Consider the following 17770-nt stretch of genomic DNA (forward strand, 5'->3'; position numbering starts at 1 on the left):
AACGGACGAGATTGGTCTGTCAATAATTCTTTTGAGCTAAGTGCTCTGAAACTCTTATCGGCTGCTTACGCAAAGAAATTGCTTCAGAGCTTCTAAAACTTAATGTCGGGAAGACTCCCTTCATTAGAATTAGTTATTTCATTAGCCGTGCGGCCATGCCATCTTCGGACGGTTTCCTTCTACTTTAGGATGTCCGGCCGGCAATTGCCCGTCGGCAGATTTATTAGCTCCGGGTTTTTCGACCTTTTTCAATGTCACTTCAAAAACCAAAGCGGATTCCGGAGGAACTGGACCTGCTCCTTCTTCGCCATAAGCCAGGCTGGCCGGAATAACAAAAATAGCTTTGCCGCCTTCCTTCATTTGATACAGACCTTCTTTAAAGCCCGGGATAAGAGTCATAACAACATCTTTTTCCTCAACGGTCTTTCCTTCCGGATTAGTGAAAGGAGTTCCGTCTACGAGCTTGCCGACATAGTCCATCGTCACTATGTCTTCTTCCTTCGGAGCAGCTCCTGTACCGGCCTTTAATTCTTCGTACTGCAGACCTGATTCAAGCTGTTTTACGCCTTTGCGAGCCTTATTTTTGTTTAAATAAGCTTCGCTTTCAGCTTTGTTTTTCTCTTTTGCCTGCTTGACTCTAGCTTCATGAAGCTTGTTCAACTTTTCAGCTCTAGCATTTAAAGCTGTGATGATCTCTTCTTCAGTGAGCTTAGACTTGTTTTTCAGCGCATCTGTCAGACCTTCCATTACCTGGTCCATGTTGACAGGAACACCCAATTCAGACTGTTTATAAGCCTGGGAAGAAAGGTAGTTACCTAATGAAGCACCAAGGCTATAGGACTCTTTTGCATCCTGGGAAAGCTCTTGTGAAACGGCTGTTCCGACAAATGCGACGGCTAAAACAGCAGACAAAATAGATTTGGTGAAAATTGACATAGTGTTTCTTTCAAATGATTTTTGGTGGGGGATTAGAAATGGGGTTTATCAAGTTACGGTCTTTCAATCTTGCGACCTGAAAGCTTCCAACCTTCAATTCCGTCAGGCATCTGACGAACGTCGGTATAGCCCAGCTTCATCACTTCTCTTGCTGCCATCTCACTTGCAGTGCAGAGTCTGTTGACGCAATAAAACACGATGGTTTTATCTTTGTCTTTCGGGAGAAGATCTTTCCAGTTTCGTACGTTAAAGAATTTAGCACCGGGAATGTATCCCTGGGTCCAAATCTCCAGCGTATTAACATCAAAGAAAGGGACTCCTGACTCCCAAAGCATCTCTGCTTCACGCATTGAGATTTGATTCAGAAGTTCATCGTAAACCGGCGCCTCCACCGGCTCTCCACCTCCGCCCGCAAAATTGATTTGCGAATAAAGGCAAAGAAAAGAAACTGCAACTAATTTGAATAACTTGTTTATCATTTTTTGTCCCGTTTTCACTTCGGACCCGAAGGTCCGAAGTAAATGTGACACTGGGTTTTAAATTACTTTGTCACTGTATTTTCAGCTTTGATGGCCTTGTAACCGCCCTTGTCAATGATTGACTGAGCTTTGGTGAGATATGCCTCAGCTGTTTCTACACGCTGTTTTGTGTAGTTGAAGGCATGGACACCCCAAGAACCGTCTTCTTCAACTTGCTTAATGATTTCTCCGGCCTTGTCAATGAGAAGCATAGCTTCCGTTCTTTGTTCCGGAGTCAGCTTAGTGACTTCAAGCAACTTGTTAATACGTGTCATGGCATCAACATTCTTCTGATGGCTTTCCTTAATTGGGTTCTGCCACTTCATAACTTCACCATAGATTTCCTTCTGGTCTTGGTAAATGAGACCTTGATCCAGTTCGGACTGGAATGGACTATGGCAGCCTTTTCCTTCTGTAACTGTGAAATCGGCGATAGAAGTTCTTGCGCAGCTCCACATTAAGTCAACGTAACCGTGGCCTTCTTCGTCACGAGCAATACGCCAGCCCTTAGAGCTTGCATCACGGGTTTGTCCCGGACCCGGATTCATCATCTTCTTCTCTGGGTCGACCATGATCTTGAAGAGGTGAGAACGGCGAACGGCATCGAAACCGGCCATATCCGGACGCTGAATAGCTGTGAAGTTTTCGCAGCTCATTGTGAACGGCATATGACATGCAATGCAATCAACCTTGCTGTGTGTATCAGCCTTGGAGGCCATTTCTGCCTGAACCTTATGGCAGTCTTGGCAAGTCTGACGGATAGCCGGACGGGTAGTACCGGATGTCCAGTCGTTACTTGTCACTTCATGAGGATCGTGGCAAGTTACGCAGCGCATACCCTTTTCATAGTGCTTAGACATGAAGAGCTGTGCGCCTTCTGTACCGCAAGACGGGCAGGAAGATTTTGTCTTAGCATTGAAAGCTTTTTCCAATTTACCCTTAGCGTCAGGACGATCGACTTCATCTTCGATGAAGTTCAAGCGCTGATGGCAGCGGTCGCAGTTTGTGCTCATGTTGTTGGTGTTGCCAATCAAGTGGCCGCCTTCACCGTGGCACTCTTCACAAGCGATACCGCGAGAAATTGTGTGCTTCTGGAGCTCTTTCGGATTACCCAAAGCGGCAAAGAATTCTCTCTTATCCTTAAAGTCAAACTTGAATGCGTGGCAGACTTCACAGTAAGAAGAAGCAGCCTGAACAAGAAGTTTGCCTTCATAGGTAGAACCGTAGGAAGTCATACCCCACTGATGAGAAGCTGAGGGACCGAACTGGTTGAGTTCTGTTGGGAAGTCAGGAATCAGTTTCTGAATTTCTTTTGCCTTTGCAGGTGTAAGCCATTCAGCCCAGCCGCGGGACATCTGGTTACCGCCGGCAACGATACTGCCTGTACCGTCTTTCAGAAGACCGTCACGAACGTGATAGGAACCACGAACGAGCCATCCGTCGATAAAACCGTATTTAGTACGCGGTGTACCGATGGTAGCGTAGATAACGTCTGCTGTAATACCGTCAGGAAGAATAGAAGCTTCCGTTCCATACAGCTTCTTCTTCAGATCGTTATCCACTTCAGGATGTTCTCCCGGGAATCTAACGGTCTTGGCATGACGGGAACGTTTCCATTGTTCGTACTGAATAGCGTGGCATTCACCGCACTTTTCAGGACCTACGAATTTATTCGGAAAGTCAAGAATTGAGCGTTGACCTAAGCGATACTGAGATGCCATTGGGCGTTTGCCCGGCTGGTGTGCGGAATATTTCTGAGCGTTGCCTTCTCCCAAATACTCAGAACCACGGGAAGAAATAACCGGAGTACCGATAACACGTCCGTCTTTGCCGTAAGTAGCAAAGATCGGGTGATTCTCGAATATGTAATCCCACATTTCCTTTTCTTGGACTATGTAGTCTTGCAATGTCCGGATGCCTTTTGATTGCTCGGTCACGTCAGGATTATCCCAGACCTTCTGAGTCAATGCGTCAACTTTCGGAGCCGGAAGCGGCTGGCCGTTAGCGGCATAGACACAAAATGCTGTCATTGTCGCTGCAATGCCAAGCCCAATTTTTGTCAATCGTGTCTCTTTTAACATTAATTTCTCCTTGTGAGGCGCGATGATCAGCGAACGTCTATCTTTCACAAATAAATCAGCCTCTGTAGGTATAGGGTTGGTACTCGATACTGGTGGGGAATCGAAATACCAAGTTCAGTTTAAGTTAAGGAAAACGGATGAAGAATAAGACTAATGTTGTAAGGGTTATCGCTCAAATTTATCCTTAATTGAAAATTATTAAGGCGGATTTTCTTAAATTTTTACAAACTTGATAAAAACTATCAGTTATTAATTTTTATAGCTTTAAGTAAATAAAACCCCCGATAACTCTGGGGTTTTGAAGAAAAAATAGAATATTTTGAAATTCGAAGAGAAGATTTCTCGACCACAAGTATCAAGAATCATCGGAAAAATTGAAACAAAGTCTATTAGATGATTGTCTTAGATCGGTTACCTCTATAACGCTTAGAAATAATGTAAGGAAAAGAAAAATAAGTAAACAAAAAGAGACGGATTGTGATGTCCGTCTCTACCCAAAAAATAGTACTGCTCTTCTACCGAGAAGTTGGTAGTCAATCACTCCTTAAGGCGAGGTACTGTCAGGCTTCCCTCCGGCATGAGAATAACTTTTCCGTTTCTGCCGATCTTTGCTTCAGCAGCGGCCAGAGCTTCTTCAAAAGTATCGTAGGCTCCCTCAAACAACATTTCTCTAGCCATCTTTCGATCAAGACTAGATACAAGATAGAACTTAGCTTTTTTCATCAGACGAGTAACAGCAAAAGCTTTGTTCGCGCCGATTTGGAAGTTCTTCTCCAATTCTGCCTTGATAGCATCCGGAGAACCTAAACGCTTGCAGGTTTCTTCTAACACGGCAGAACCGCTTCCTTCCACACACTCGGCAAACAGAATAACGGCACCGTCTTGCTTAACCGCACAAACGGCATTGTCCATTGTCTTCTGCATTTGATAGACGTTAATGTCTTTCGGATAACCGCCACAGGAAGCAACAACGATATCGGCCAATTCAGGAATTTCGCAACCGTAGACCTTATCAACAAACTTGCAAGCCTCTCTGTGAGCTTTGAAGACATCGCCGGCAAAGACTTTCAAGATCTGATGATGAGCATTGAGGACGGCATTAAATAAGAAGAGAGAACGTCCTTTTGCAAAAAGCTTTACGCCTTCTACCTGATCCTCATAGCAGGGATTGCCGTCCATACGGCCGATTGCCGCTTCCGGCTGGAGCATGAAGCTGTGGTTAACTCGAACGGTTTCCATAGCAGCACAGCCTGGGAGGATAGCTTTTCTACCCCCGCCGTAACCGCTGAAATAGTGATGAACGATGCTTCCTGTCAAAATGACGTGGTCTGCGTCGCAAATATGCTTATTAATCCAGACAGGAGTACCGCGGGAAGTCGTTCCAAAATATCTGAAGTCTTCCGTCTGAGTAGAGATGCTGTTGTACATCTTTACTCTGGAAGCTACGTTTTCGCCCACGGCTTTAACCATTTCTTCATGAGTCATTGCGCGGTGTGTGCCGAGGGAGAAGAGAATATGCATATCCTCGTCTTTTACGCCAAGCTTGTTCATTTCATCAAGAAGAATCGGCATGAATTCAAATGAATTTGCAACTCGGGTCAAATCGTTGCAGATAAAAGCAACCTTTTGACCGGGCTTAACGATTTGATCGATAGGAGGAAGACCGACCGGGTTATAAAGCACATCATGAATCGCTGCTTTCAGATCTTTGATAGGCTCGAAAGGTTCAGTCCTAACCTCTTTAATGATTCTTTCTTCTTCCAAAGCAAAAGATTTTTTGCCTTGTCCGTAGGCAAACTCAAACGTCTTCATTTCATTTCTCCTGCACGCTGTCTGAAACGTTTTGTAAAATCTTGTGAAGCATGGCATAAAATCACAATTTTTACATTAATTAACAGGGTTAATACCTAATAGAATAGTCTTAGACTCTCTTCATCGGAACAAAAGAAATCCTTTCGACTAGAAAAGCCTTCCTAAGTTCTACCTCTCGAAAAGATGCCTCGTTGTTTTCAAAGACTTTCTTCACGGCGGACATTTTTCAAAGTAAAAAACACTAAAATAATCGTTTATCTAAATTTTAAGAAGGATTCTAAGAATGTCCGGACATTCCAAATGGGCCAATATTCAACATAGAAAAGGCCGTCAAGACGCAAAGCGTTCCAATATTTGGACAAAGTTGATTCGTGAAATTATTGTTGCCGCTCGTCTTGGCGGAGGAGATGCAGACAGCAATCCTCGCCTTAGACTCGCTCTTCTTAAAGCCAGAGGTGCCAACGTTCCGAAAGACACCGTTAACAACGCTATTCTTAAGGGAACCGGCAAATTAGAAGGCGTAAGCTACGAAGAAATTCGTTATGAAGGTTACGGTGTCGGCGGCGCAGCTCTTATTATTGACTGCACGACAGACAACAAAACTCGTACTGTTGCCGATGTCAGACATGTCCTTTCAAAGAACGGCGGGAACCTCGGTACTGACGGAAGCGTCTCCTTTATGTTCAAGCACTGCGGCTACTTCTTGTTTGCTCCCGGCCTGAGCGAAGACGAAGTCATGGAAGTCGCCTTGGAAGCCGGTGCTGACGACGTCATCACTGATGAAGAAGGCGCCATTGAAGTCATCTGCTCTCCGCAGGCCTTCGAAGAAGTCAATGCTGCTTTTGAAGCTAAAGGCTGGAAACCTGAAGTTGCTGAAGTTACATGGAAGAGCGACACAGAGACAGTTCTATCCGGCGAACAAGGCGAAAAAATGCAGAAACTTCTGGATGCTCTCGAAGATCTCGACGACGTTCAGCAAGTTTTCACAACAGCTGTTATTGAATAATTTCTAAAAATTACTTTCTCAGGGTCAAAATGAATATTCTTGTTATTGGAAGCGGCGGCAGAGAACATGCCTTGGCATGGAGACTTGCCCAATCTAAAAACGTCTCTAAAGTTTATGTTGCTCCCGGCAATGCGGGAACTGCCCTAGAGCCCAAACTCGAAAATCTACCGATTCAAGATTTGAACGAGCTTGCCGCTTTTGCTGCTGATAATGGAATTGCATTTACCGTTGTAGGACCGGAAGCTCCCCTGGCCAAAGGCGTGGTAGACCTCTTCAGAACTAAAGGCTTAAGGATCTTCGGACCGACTCAAGCAGCTGCTCAATTGGAATCTTCTAAAGACTTTGCTAAAGCCTTTATGAAGAGACACAACATCCCAACGGCTGAATATCAAACTTTCTCTGATATCGAAAAAGCTCATCAGTACGTCAATGAAAAGGGCGCCCCGATTGTTATTAAGGCAGACGGTCTTGCCGCAGGCAAAGGCGTCATTGTTGCTTTAACTGAACAAGAAGCCCATGATGCTATTGACTTCATGCTTGGCGAAAACAAGCTGGGGGACGCAGGCGCAAGAATCGTCATTGAGGAATTTTTAACCGGCGAAGAAGCAAGCTTCATCGTAATGGTTGACGGCGAGCATGTCGTTCCGATGGCTTCCAGCCAAGACCACAAGAGACTTCTCGATGATGACAAGGGCCCGAATACCGGCGGTATGGGTGCCTACTCTCCTGCTCCCGTCGTCACTCAAGAAATCCATGACAAGACAATGGAAGAAATTATTCTTCCGACTGTTAGAGGAATGGCAAAAGACGGCATCCGCTATACAGGATTCTTGTATGCCGGCCTGATGATTGACAAAGACAAAGAAGGTAAACCAACCGTAAAAACTTTGGAATTCAACTGCCGTTTCGGCGACCCTGAGACTCAGCCTATCATGTCCCGTCTCAAGAGCGATTTTGCAGAGCTCGTTCAAGCAGGTATAGACGGTAAGCTTGACGAAGTTAAAGTTGAGTGGGATCCTCGTTCAGCTCTCGGCGTGGTCTTGGCTGCAGAAGGCTACCCCGCTTCTCCGCGTAAAGGTGATGTCATCACAGGAATTCCTGCGGAAGATGATTCCACTAAGACATTCCATGCGGGTACTAAATTGAACGATAAGAAAGAAATCGTTACTTCAGGCGGACGCGTGCTTTGCTGCGTCGGCTTAGGCAGCACTTTAAAAGAAGCACATGACAAAGCTTATCGTACAGCTGAAAAGATCCACTTTGACGGATGTCAATTCCGAAAAGACATCGGCCACCGCGCTCTTTAAATGAACTTTAAAAAACGAATTTTTTCTATTTTTTGTGCAGCTGTATTCTCTGCAAGCGCAGCTGCACAAACTGTTGTTCCGAAAGTAGTACCTCCGAACAACGATAAAACGCCCGCTCCTTTTTCCTATCCTGCCGATCTTGCCTCTCCGACTTTTGATCAACAGGAAAATATCGGCAGCTACCTCCAGCTCGGAGTTTTTGACGTAATCCTCGGCCAAACACCTCTTTCCATCGCAATTCATGTTTTGGGAGGAGAACTTCACTTTACCCAGGATAAGACCCCTTTCCTTTGCTATTCCGCTCCGGTTCCTGAGATTAAGCAAAAAGTAAAAGCTAAGAAGAAGTCGGAAGAAAAAGAAGAAGAGCCGCAAGAACCATTCTTTCAGAATATTTGGCTGACAGTCGGCAGCAGAGGCGAAATTTCTGAGGTAAGACTTCAGAAGCTTAATGATCCTGCGCAAATGTGCCCGCTTCTTCCTGAGGCCTACCGGGAAGTATCAATCAACGGCATATTCATCAACGAAACTTCCAAGCAATTAAAGAGCCTAATACTTCCGGAAATTTCAGCAGAAAACGAAGAGACCCAGTGGAAATATTGGTTCAGTCTTTTACCCTCAGATCGCCCCGGATACAACGTGGCAGGTTTATTCGGCATCAAGCTCGACAATGATACCGTCGACCAGATCATCTCTGTCAGCATTCCCCTTAAGGCTCAATAGTTCTCATGAGAATCGGCATCTTCGGCGGAAGTTTCGACCCTGTTCACACAGCTCATATTCAAATGGCTTTAGGAGCAAAGTCACAGCTTAATCTTGACGAACTCTATTTAGTCCCTACTCGCCCCTGGCAAAAAACGGCCAGAGCATCGGACGAAGATCGTCTGGAGATGCTGAAAATTGCCTTCGCTCCTTATAGTGCTCATCTAAGAATTGATACACGAGAGCTGGAGCGTGCAGGGCAATCTTATTCCATTGATACGATTTTCTCTTTCAGAAAGCAATACGGACCGACCTGTAAATTATTTTTTGTAATGGGGGCCGACCAGTGGCGCAACTTGACTACCTGGATTCAGTGGCAAAGGTTCCCGGAATTAACAAACTTAGCAGTCTTCAAAAGAAACGGAATAGCTTTTTCAGATCCCTATGAAGGGAAATACAAAGTTATCCCCGCCCAAGATTCTCAAGAATGCTCGGCGTTCGGAGAAATTTTTCTTCTGAATCTTCCGGAACTGGATGTCTCTTCTTCTGCAATTCGTCAAGCTCTTTTTCAAGAACCCTCTCGAAGCTCACCTATCGTCGGCCTTGATCCAAACATCCAGAACTACATTCTGGAGCACGAACTTTATCTTCCTAGAGAAGGCTCTCATAAGATTTAATTTTTTCGCTGCAAATAGTAGAAAGGCCGCCCGAAGGCGGCCCTGTGCTCTAAGGAGAAGTCTTAGAAAATGATTGGATCGTAATAACCGGCAAAGAGAATAGATGCTCTCAGCAAGAGTGCTCCTATAATGCCCAGGACAGCACTGCAAGCTAAAATCTTGTGGCTTCTAGTCAGCAGATTCAGCAAAAGAGGAATCACTGAACCAAAAATAATCACACCAAACCAGAACATCGTTGACTGAGGTCCGCTGATAAGACTTTCAGCACCTGCTCTTGCGCCCGTCAAAGCGGAACCCAGAGCAACATGGACGAAAGCAAAAATTGTGAATAATTCTGCGATTTCAACCCAGAAGGCAGTTCTGCGGCTCCAACGAACAGTGTCAGGATTGATCAGTTTGAAGATCATGAGCAATTCGATACAGCCGATAGAACTTGCCATACCGGACATGATCCATAGCAACGGAATCAAGGCTGTATTCCAAAGAGAAATGCCTACTGCTTGAGTCAGCAAAAAGCCGGAATAAATCGTGCAGCACACACCGAGCAATGCAAAGATACCGTTGAACCAATCAGAGTGTGCCATTGCCTGCCACTTCTCTCCTTTAAACAAAATACCGGCGCAAATCAAAGAATAGAAGACAGAGGCGATACACAAGATTGACAATAAGCAAATCCCGATTAGCATCCATGACTGAAGGTTGAGCGCCAGATCCATTATGGAGCTAAATACGGCGATCGGCAAATTCAGCATTCGACCCAAATGGCTGACAACCAAGAGAGTGCCTACAATGCCTGAGACAGTCAAAACATAAACAAAGTTTTTTTGACGAATCCAGTAATTTAAGAAAAATCCCATGCCTGCTAAACCCACAAGCCACAGGAATATGGCAATTGTCCAACCCCAATGGGCGGCCTGAAGCTGAGGTGTAAGTGAGGTTAATTCAATCATTTTGACACCACTACGTAAAAGTTAGGCTTCGTGCCTTTGTTAGGCATAAGCAATTCTGTACGACAGGAAGCAATTTTTTGAGAAATTTCGCTCTTTGGATCAAGAACATCTCCAAATAATCTGGCTTCAGCCGGACAGGCTTGTACACAGGCCGGCTGCTGACCGTCTTGAATTAACTTCATGCAGCCTTCGCTAATGCATTTGACCGGCAGCCCGCTGTCAGGATGAGACCATCTGGCATCGTACGGACAGCTGGCAATGCAGTAATTGCAGCCGACACACTTGCTCGGATCGTTGCGGACCAAACCGTTTTCATCGTAATAATTGGCACCGAACGGGCATGTTTTTACGCATGGAGCATTTTCACACTGCTGGCACTGAACCAGAAGATTGACCGGACGGTTCGTTTCAGAGCGATAAATCTTGATATTAGAAGCCGGCAGGTTTGTTCCCGGAATATTTCTATTCATCATTTCCGGGAAATTAGTCTGGGAGCAGGCCAAGATGCAGGCTCCGCAGCTGATGCATTGGGTTGCATCAAACAGATGTGCTAGTTGTTTTGTTTTTACAGCCATTTCTAGCCTCTCACTTTATTGATTCGAACAGAGCTGTTATTAGCCACGTTGCCGAAGAAGGGCTGAGCGTATCCCGTGGAGAACCAGTGGGAGTTGATTCCTTCTTTGACAAATTGATAGTTAGGATCGAGCAAGTTCTTTGTTCTCACACCGCCGGAGAATCCGAATGCGAAGACTGAACCCGGAATAACTTTTTTAGTCACTGTGATGGCGGCACGACCTTTCGCCTTGGTATCAATACCCTCGATCTCAACAATTTCATGGTTTTTGATGCCCAACCTTGCGGCATCTTCCGGATTCATCCAGACAGTTCTGTCGCCTAAGTAACGTGTGGGCTCCGTAAACATATTCAAGCCGGAACAGGTTTGGCAATTCTTACCGGAGACCAAAACAAACTCGTTGCTGTTAGATTTCGGTGCCGTGTAAGCCGGTGATTGAATATACCCGGTAATAGGAGCGATAGCTTTTGAGCAAGCCGGATTTGAAACGCTCTTAAATGAGTAGATTTCAGCTTTTCCGGAAGGTGTTCCGAAAGGCTTTTTATATGGATAGACGTCATAAACCTTGGGCTTGATAGTGGACCATCCTTTAGTAGCCATATCTTCGCGAATTTGCTTGCCCCACCCCGGAACAGCTTTCTCACAGTCGGCAACAAGTTTGTCGTACCCCCGTTGTGCAAATGCATCGAAATACTGATTGAACTCTTCAGCCGTCTTGCATTCTTTATAACCAACTCTTTCAGCTCTTTCCGGAAAAGCTCTGCGAAGAACTTCAAGAAGGATCCACACGTCATGGCGTGCGTCGCAATCTTTAGGCGGTGTGAGTTGCGGGTCTGACAAATAAATAGAACCGTTCAATGCCCATTTAACACCGGATATGTCTTTTCTTTCCAGGAAGTAAGTAGCCGGAAGAACATAGTCAGCATAGTCCACGATTTCTTGCGGAAGAACATCTTGTACGACACACAGTTCCAGTTTCTTCAGATGATCGGCCAGCTCCTGAGAGTTTGCTTCACGGTGGAACATCGTTGTACCAACGAAGAATGCAGCTTTGACCGGATACGGTTTGCCGGTTACAGCAGCTTCAAGGGCGACTTTAAAAGTTCCAGCAGCATCAGGATAAACAATCTTGTCGATACGTTTTTCCGGCGCCATTTTCCATGTTTCGCCGTTCGGGCCTTTACCGGCTGACACGCTTGGAACCTTCAAGCCAGCCCCTGCAGTCACAACCAAACCACCTTTAGCATCAATGTTTCCGCTGATGGTATTAGCGATGCTGATTAATTGATAAAGCTGTACATCAGTACCGTTTTTGGAACTGTACCAACCATCATCAATAACGCCTTTGAAATTGGCAAATTCTTTAGCGATTCGGCGGATAGTTCCGGCAGGAATTCCAGTGATTTCAGAAGCTTTTTCAGGTGTGTACTCGGCCATTTTCTCTTTCACAAGAACAAAGGCGGTCTTCACCGGAATGCTGGTCCCGTCAGCTAAGTTAACGGTTGAGTTGGCGTTGAGATCGGCTCTAAAAGCAGGATCTTCATCGAATCCAACAACAATTCCTTTTTCATTTTTCTTGAGCCCGCGGAACGAGATATTACCTTTGGAATCCATTACAACGTACATGGATTTACTGCCGTTAGGACGAACTTCACTCTGAGTTAAAGGCTGTCCGTCTTCTTTAATTAGATAAGCACCGTTGGTATGTTTTTCAATGAAAGAAAGATCCGCAGTGCCTTGTGTGATCATCTCGTTAATCAATGAGGCTACGAAAGCACCGTCTGTTCCCGGACGGATAGCGACCCAGTCGGCATCTCCGTAAGCAATGTCGGGCATTCGAGGATCAATTGCGACTACTTTGGCGCCGTTTTCTCTGGCTTGATTTAAAGTATGAAGAGCGCCCATCGAAGCTCCCATGGAGCGTCCAATCAGGATTAAGTAACGCAAATTGGCATAATCCGGTTCCATCTTTCCTGCGCCGTCAAAACCTTTACCGAAAACCAAATTACGGCCCGCGATGCCTGCGGCATTACAAGAAGATTGATGCCCGATGTTATTCGGAGAACCGAGGGGGAAAGTCAGCCACTTGCTGTAGCCGGAAAAGCTGTGGGATGTAGAAACAACGCTGCTTTCTCCGTTTTTCTCAACAATGTCTTTAAGTCTGGCAGCAATATCATTTAAAGCTTCATCCCAGGTAACTTCTTTAAACTGGCCCGCACCCTTTTCTCCTACACGTTTTAATGGTTTACGTAAACGAAGAGGATGGTTCCACACCCACATTGCAGCAGCTGAACGGCCGCAATAACCTTGTTGGGGGTGTCCCGGGTTCGGGAAGATTCGAACGGTATGTTCGGAGAGCGGTTCGCCATCTTTACGCATAGCGAGCAGACCGCAGTAGGCGCCGCACATTGTGCAAGCGACAGGATGTTTAGTCCAACCTTCTTTTTCAAGTTTTTCAATTTTTTTGGCAAAAGCCCAATTATTAATTGCAGGGGCTGCTGCCATAGAAGCGGCAACCGCGCCGCCTTTCATCAACGTCCTCCTGGAGACAGAGAGGTCGATAATTTGATTACTCATAGTTAAAGTCCTACTTGGAATGGGGTATTACTACCTGCTAGGTAGTCCGAAAATAGTAGGCCCTTTACTATTTGAAATAAATTGGATAATTTGCTTACAACACTTATCTTATAAGGAAATCCCTAATAAATTTTTACATTAATTACTTTTGGACAAATTACGTATTATTTCTAAACTTCAATTCACGCCTGTTGCTTTTCCACAAAGACAACGGCCGCCCGAAGGCGGCCGCGTCTATCGTCTGAGAAAGGAATTAGAAAACGATTGGATCGTAGTAACCGGCGAAGAGTACGGAAGCTCTAAGGAAGAGAGCACCCATAATGCCTAGGACGGCACCGCAGGCTAAGACCTTGTGATTCTTGGTCACCAAGTTCAAAAGCAAAGGAGTTACACAACCGCAGGCAATGACGCCGACCCAGAACATGGTTGACTGAGGTCCGCTGATAAGACTTTCTGCACCGACGCGTGCACCGGTCAAAACTGAACCTAAGGCAACGTGGAGGAAGGCAAAAATTGTGAAGAGTTCAGCAATTTCAACCCACAGAGCTGTTCTGCGGCTCCAACGGACACTGTTAGTATCGATAAGATGGAAAGCCACCAAAAGTTCAATACAACCGATAGCACTGGCTAGACCGGACATAATCCAAAGCAATGGAATCAAGGCTGTATTCCAGAAGGAAATACCGACGGCCTGAGTCAGCAAGAATCCGGAATAAATTGTGCACAAGACGCCAAGGGCTGCAAAAATAAAGTTAAACCAGCTTGACTTAGCCATCTTCTGCCACATTTCTCCTTTAAAGAGAATACCGGCACAGATCAATGAGTAAAAAACGGACCCGATGCACAGCACTGACAACAAAACAATACCGATGAGCATCCAGGACTGTGTATTGAACGAGCCGGCTGACAGAGCACTGAAGATGGCAATCGGCAGGTTCAGCATACGTGCCAGATGGCTGGCTACCAACAAGGTACCCAAGATTCCGGAAACCGTAAGAACGTAGACGAAATTCTTCTGACGAATCCAGAAATTCAAGAAAAATCCCATGCCGGATAAGCCGACCAGCCAAAGGAACATGGCAATTGTCCAGCCCCAATTTGCTGTTTGAAGCTGAGGTGTAAGAGAAACTAATTCAGTCATTTGGACACCACTACGTAAAAGTTAGGCTTCGTACCTTTATTAGGCATAAGCATTTCTGTACGGCTCGAAGCAATTTTTTGAGAAATAGCGCTTTTCGGATCCATTGTGTCGCCGAAAAGTCTTGCTTCTGCAGGACAAGCCTGGACACATGCCGGCTGTTGTCCGTTTTTGATCAGCTTCAAACAACCTTCGCTGATGCATTTGACAGGCAGACCGGTATCCGGGTGAGACCATCTGCAATCGTATGGGCAGCTGGCAATACAATAGTTGCAGCCGACGCACTTGCTCGGGTCGTTTCTAACCAAGCCGTTTTCATCGTAATAGTTAGCTCCAAACGGGCATGTGCTTACGCATGGAGCGTTTTCACATTGTTGGCACTGAACCAAAATGTTGACCGGACGGTTCTCTTCAGAACGATAAATTTTGATGTTTGAAGCAAGTAAATTTCTTCCCGGAATGCTTCTGCGAGCCATCTCGGGGAAGTTGGTCTGAGAACAGGCCACAATGCATGCACCGCAGCTGATGCATTGAGTGGCATCAAACAGGTGTGCTAGTTGTTTTGTTTTTGTCGCCATTTTTTAGCCTCTCACTTTATTAATTCGAACGGAACTGTTATTGGCTACGTTGCCGAACATCGGCTCCGCATAACCTGTTGCGTACCAGTGAGTGTTAATACCTTCTTTAACGAATTGATATTCCGGGTTAATCAAGTTCTTGGTACGGATACCGCCGGAGAACCCGAAGGCAAACACTGAACCAGGAATGACCTTGCGAGTCACTGTTACAGGCGCTGTTGCCTTAACCTTGGTATCCAAGCCTTCAATTTCAACAATTTCTTGATCTTTGATGCCAAGTCTTGCAGCATCGTCGATGTTCATCCATACCGTTCTATCGCCCAAATAACGTGTAGGTTCAGTGAACATATTCAAGCCGGAGCAGCTGTTGCAGTTTTTACCTGAGACCAAAACAAACTCATTAGAGTTAGGTTTCGGTGCTGTATATGCCGGAGACGGTTTGTAGACAGGGAACGGAGTAAAAGATTTCAAGAATCCCGGATCAGAGAAAAGCTTAAAGGAATAGATCTCAAGTTTGCCGGACGGTGTTCCGAATGGCTTCTTGTACGGATAAATTCCATAAACCTTCTTCGTAATCGTAGACCAACCTTTTGTGGCGATATCCTCTTGGATTTGTGCTTTCCAACCCGGTTTTGCCTTGTCGCAGTTATCAAGGAATTGATCGAAACCACGCTGTGTAAAGGCATCAAAATACTTGTTGAACTCTTCGGCTGTCTTACATTCTTTATAACCTACACGCTCGGCTCTTTCCGGGAAGGCTCTGCGGAGGATTTCAAGAAGAATCCAGACATCGTGACGAGCTTCGCATCCCTTAGGAGGTTCGATCTGCGGATCAGACAGATAAATGGAACCGTTCAGAGCCCATTTAACGGTGCTCATTTCCTTTCTTTCCAAGAAATAAGTTGCCGGAAGAACATAATCGGCATAATCCACAATTTCTTGAGGAAGAACGTCCTGAACTACACAAAGTTCAAGTTTTTTGAGGTTGTCTGCCAGCTCCTGGCTGTTAGCTTCTCTCTGGAACATTGTTGTTCCGACAAAGAAGGCAGCCTTGATAGGATACGGTTTTCCTGTCACAGCAGCCTCAAGGGCCACTTTGAAAGTTCCTTCTGCATCAGGGTAGATAATCTTGTCGATTCTCTTTTCCGGTGCCATCTTCCAAGTTTCGCCGTTAGGACCTTTACCTGCGGCAACGCTTGGGATCTTCAATGCGGCGCCGGCCGTAACTACCAAGCCGCCCTTGACATCGATGTTGCCGTTAAAAGCATTGGCGATGCAGATTAATTGATAAAGCTGAACGTCCGTACCGTTTTTAGCGCTGTACCAACCGTCGTCAATAACGCCCTTGAAGTTAGCGAATTCTTTTGCGATAAGACGAATCTTAGCGGCAGGAATACCGGTGATTTCTTCTGTTTTTTCCGGAGTGAACTTTGCAAGTTCTTCTTTAATAAGAACAAATGCTGTTTTAACAGGACACTCGGAACCGTCGGCTAACTTGACTGTGGTGTTGGCGTTAAGGTCCGCTCTGAAAGAAGGATCTTCATCAAATCCAACAGCCATTCCTTTGTCGTCTTTCTTAACTCCGCGGAATGCTAAATTACCTTTGCCATCCGTCACAACATAAAGAGATTTGCTTCCGTTAGGAAGAAGATCTGCTTGGGTCAACGGGGCACCGTTTTCCTTAATGAGATAAGCGCCGTTAGTGTGCTTTTCAATGAAGGAAAGATCGGCAGTACCTTGAGCAAGCATTTCATTGATCAGACCGGAGACAAAAGCCGTATCGGTGGCCGGGCGGATCGGCACCCATTCTGCATCACCGTAAGCCATATCCGGCATTCTCGGATCAATAGTAACAACCTTGGCTCCTCTTGCACGAGCTTCGTTCAAGGTGTGAAGAGCGCCCATAGCGGCACCCATTGAACGGCCAATCAAGAGGATGTAGCGCAGATTTGCATAATCCGGCTCCAACTTACCTGCGCCGTCATAACCTTTACCGAATACTAAGTGACGGCCTGAAATACCGGCTGCATTGCAGGAAGATTGATGGCCGATGTTATTTGGGGATCCAAGCGGGAAAGTAAGCCACTTACTGAACCCTTGGAAGCTGTGAGAAGTAGAAACAACACTGCTTTCACCATTTTTTTGAACGATGTCTTTGAGTCGAGCTGCGATGTCGTTTAAAGCTTCTTCCCAGGTCACTTCTTTAAACTGACCTTCTCCTTTTTCACCAACGCGTTTCAAAGGTTTTCTTAAACGCAATGGATGATTCCAAACCCACATAGCTGCTGCAGAGCGGCCGCAGTAACCGCGCTGAGGATGTCCGGGGTTCGGGAAAATTCTTACTGTTTTTTCGGAAACGGGCTCGCCTTCTTTGCGCATCGCCAAGATTCCGCAATATGCACCGCACATAGTGCAGGCTACCGGATGTTTAGTCCAACCTTCTTTTTCGAGTTTTTGGATCTGTTCGGCAAAAGCCCAATTGTGGATCGCAGGTGCTGCTGCCACTGCAGCGGCCGCTGCGCCGCCTTTAATCAACGTCCTCCTGGAGACAGAGAGGTCGACAATTTTGTTGCACATAATATTAGTCCTACTATCGTTTGGGGTATTGCTACAAGTGAGTAGTTTCCCTAATTTTACTCCTTTAACCATAGCGGATAAATTGGATGTTCAACCTAAACCTTTCATATATCGGATGATTGGATGAGGGGTAGTATCCCCATAAATAGGTATACAAATTTGGAGGGTGAGGGAGACATGTTTCTATCCCTCAGGGTTGTACATATCCCTTGCGCAGCAAGCCCTATCCTTAGATAGGCATATTCTCTTTAAACCTTTTTCTGAGGGGCGCCCAATAAATTAAGCCCGTCAACGTAAATTCGCCGACGGGCTTTTTCGCTATTTCTCTTCGATGGGATTG

General features: G+C 45.7%; 14 protein-coding genes. 4 read left to right on the top strand and 10 right to left on the bottom strand.

Annotation, left to right across the window (positions count from 1 at the left end; translation table 11 throughout):
* Positions 1–141 precede the first annotated feature (141 nt).
* The 4 genes from RDK53_RS02020 to larA all read right to left on the bottom strand — a co-directional run bounded on the left by RDK53_RS02020 (position 142) and on the right by larA (position 5347).
* Positions 142–936: an FKBP-type peptidyl-prolyl cis-trans isomerase gene (locus RDK53_RS02020; RefSeq protein ID WP_308513054.1), complete on the bottom strand. Its 795-nt coding sequence runs from the start codon at positions 934–936 to the stop codon at positions 142–144.
* A 53-nt stretch (positions 937–989) separates the two neighbouring features.
* Entirely contained in the window at positions 990–1415 is a 426-nt protein-coding gene (locus tag RDK53_RS02025) for a rhodanese-like domain-containing protein (protein WP_308513055.1), read from the bottom strand.
* A 62-nt stretch (positions 1416–1477) separates the two neighbouring features.
* Positions 1478–3535, bottom strand: a complete 2058-nt coding sequence (locus tag RDK53_RS02030) for a cytochrome c3 family protein (protein ID WP_308513056.1) — start codon at positions 3533–3535, stop codon at positions 1478–1480.
* Between the two features lie 537 nt (positions 3536–4072).
* Entirely contained in the window at positions 4073–5347 is a 1275-nt protein-coding gene (gene larA, locus RDK53_RS02035; protein WP_308513057.1) for a nickel-dependent lactate racemase, read from the bottom strand.
* A gap of 283 nt (positions 5348–5630) precedes the next feature.
* On the opposite strand from larA, the gene RDK53_RS02040 reads away from it, so the two are divergent.
* From RDK53_RS02040 to nadD, 4 genes are read left to right on the top strand one after another with little or no spacing between them, the layout of a single operon-like run.
* Positions 5631–6353: a YebC/PmpR family DNA-binding transcriptional regulator gene (locus RDK53_RS02040; RefSeq protein ID WP_308513058.1), complete on the top strand. Its 723-nt coding sequence runs from the start codon at positions 5631–5633 to the stop codon at positions 6351–6353.
* A 29-nt stretch (positions 6354–6382) separates the two neighbouring features.
* Complete coding sequence (purD, locus tag RDK53_RS02045; RefSeq protein ID WP_308513059.1) at positions 6383–7660, top strand: phosphoribosylamine--glycine ligase; 1278 nt, start codon at positions 6383–6385, stop codon at positions 7658–7660.
* A complete protein-coding gene (locus RDK53_RS02050) occupies positions 7661–8380 on the top strand; it encodes a hypothetical protein (protein WP_308513060.1) in 720 nt (239 codons plus the stop codon).
* A gap of 5 nt (positions 8381–8385) precedes the next feature.
* Positions 8386–9036, top strand: a complete 651-nt coding sequence (gene nadD / locus RDK53_RS02055) for a nicotinate (nicotinamide) nucleotide adenylyltransferase (RefSeq protein ID WP_308513061.1) — start codon at positions 8386–8388, stop codon at positions 9034–9036.
* Positions 9037–9098: 62 nt separating this feature from the next.
* Here nadD and nrfD (RDK53_RS02060) read toward each other — a convergent pair whose 3' ends face one another.
* The 6 genes from nrfD (RDK53_RS02060) to RDK53_RS02085 form a co-directional block, all read right to left on the bottom strand.
* The gene (gene nrfD, locus RDK53_RS02060; protein WP_308513062.1) at positions 9099–9986 is read right to left on the bottom strand and encodes an NrfD/PsrC family molybdoenzyme membrane anchor subunit; all 888 of its coding nucleotides are present in this window, start codon (positions 9984–9986) and stop codon (positions 9099–9101) included.
* On the bottom strand, positions 9983–10561 hold the full coding sequence (locus RDK53_RS02065) for a 4Fe-4S dicluster domain-containing protein (RefSeq protein ID WP_308513063.1): 579 nt from the start codon (positions 10559–10561) through the stop codon (positions 9983–9985). The genes nrfD (RDK53_RS02060) and RDK53_RS02065 overlap by 4 nt, the downstream gene beginning before the upstream one ends.
* A 2-nt stretch (positions 10562–10563) precedes the next feature.
* Positions 10564–13137, bottom strand: a complete 2574-nt coding sequence (locus RDK53_RS02070; protein ID WP_308513064.1) for a molybdopterin-dependent oxidoreductase — start codon at positions 13135–13137, stop codon at positions 10564–10566.
* Between the two features lie 253 nt (positions 13138–13390).
* Positions 13391–14278, bottom strand: a complete 888-nt coding sequence (gene nrfD, locus RDK53_RS02075; protein WP_308513065.1) for an NrfD/PsrC family molybdoenzyme membrane anchor subunit — start codon at positions 14276–14278, stop codon at positions 13391–13393.
* Entirely contained in the window at positions 14275–14853 is a 579-nt protein-coding gene (locus tag RDK53_RS02080) for a 4Fe-4S dicluster domain-containing protein (protein WP_308513066.1), read from the bottom strand. Before RDK53_RS02080 ends, nrfD (RDK53_RS02075) begins: the two co-directional genes overlap by 4 nt.
* Before the next feature lie 3 nt (positions 14854–14856).
* Complete coding sequence (locus RDK53_RS02085; RefSeq protein WP_308513067.1) at positions 14857–17430, bottom strand: molybdopterin-dependent oxidoreductase; 2574 nt, start codon at positions 17428–17430, stop codon at positions 14857–14859.
* Positions 17431–17770 lie beyond the last annotated feature (340 nt).

It is taken from the genome of uncultured Turicimonas sp., assembly GCF_902477955.1.
Classification (GTDB): Bacteria; Pseudomonadota; Gammaproteobacteria; order Burkholderiales; family Burkholderiaceae_F; genus Turicimonas.

What these genes read in the sequence shown, in the direction of transcription:
- RDK53_RS02020 (WP_308513054.1), bottom strand. Translation starts at nt 936, where the DNA reads ATGTCAATTTTCACCAAATCTATTTTGTCTGCTGTTTTAGCCGTCGCA.
- RDK53_RS02025 (WP_308513055.1), bottom strand. Translation starts at nt 1,415, where the DNA reads ATGATAAACAAGTTATTCAAATTAGTTGCAGTTTCTTTTCTTTGCCTT.
- RDK53_RS02030 (WP_308513056.1), bottom strand. Translation starts at nt 3,535, where the DNA reads ATGTTAAAAGAGACACGATTGACAAAAATTGGGCTTGGCATTGCAGCG.
- larA (WP_308513057.1), bottom strand. Translation starts at nt 5,347, where the DNA reads ATGAAGACGTTTGAGTTTGCCTACGGACAAGGCAAAAAATCTTTTGCT.
- RDK53_RS02040 (WP_308513058.1), top strand. Translation starts at nt 5,631, where the DNA reads ATGTCCGGACATTCCAAATGGGCCAATATTCAACATAGAAAAGGCCGT.
- purD (WP_308513059.1), top strand. Translation starts at nt 6,383, where the DNA reads ATGAATATTCTTGTTATTGGAAGCGGCGGCAGAGAACATGCCTTGGCA.
- RDK53_RS02050 (WP_308513060.1), top strand. Translation starts at nt 7,661, where the DNA reads ATGAACTTTAAAAAACGAATTTTTTCTATTTTTTGTGCAGCTGTATTC.
- nadD (WP_308513061.1), top strand. Translation starts at nt 8,386, where the DNA reads ATGAGAATCGGCATCTTCGGCGGAAGTTTCGACCCTGTTCACACAGCT.
- nrfD (WP_308513062.1), bottom strand. Translation starts at nt 9,986, where the DNA reads ATGATTGAATTAACCTCACTTACACCTCAGCTTCAGGCCGCCCATTGG.
- RDK53_RS02065 (WP_308513063.1), bottom strand. Translation starts at nt 10,561, where the DNA reads ATGGCTGTAAAAACAAAACAACTAGCACATCTGTTTGATGCAACCCAA.
- RDK53_RS02070 (WP_308513064.1), bottom strand. Translation starts at nt 13,137, where the DNA reads ATGAGTAATCAAATTATCGACCTCTCTGTCTCCAGGAGGACGTTGATG.
- nrfD (WP_308513065.1), bottom strand. Translation starts at nt 14,278, where the DNA reads ATGACTGAATTAGTTTCTCTTACACCTCAGCTTCAAACAGCAAATTGG.
- RDK53_RS02080 (WP_308513066.1), bottom strand. Translation starts at nt 14,853, where the DNA reads ATGGCGACAAAAACAAAACAACTAGCACACCTGTTTGATGCCACTCAA.
- RDK53_RS02085 (WP_308513067.1), bottom strand. Translation starts at nt 17,430, where the DNA reads ATGTGCAACAAAATTGTCGACCTCTCTGTCTCCAGGAGGACGTTGATT.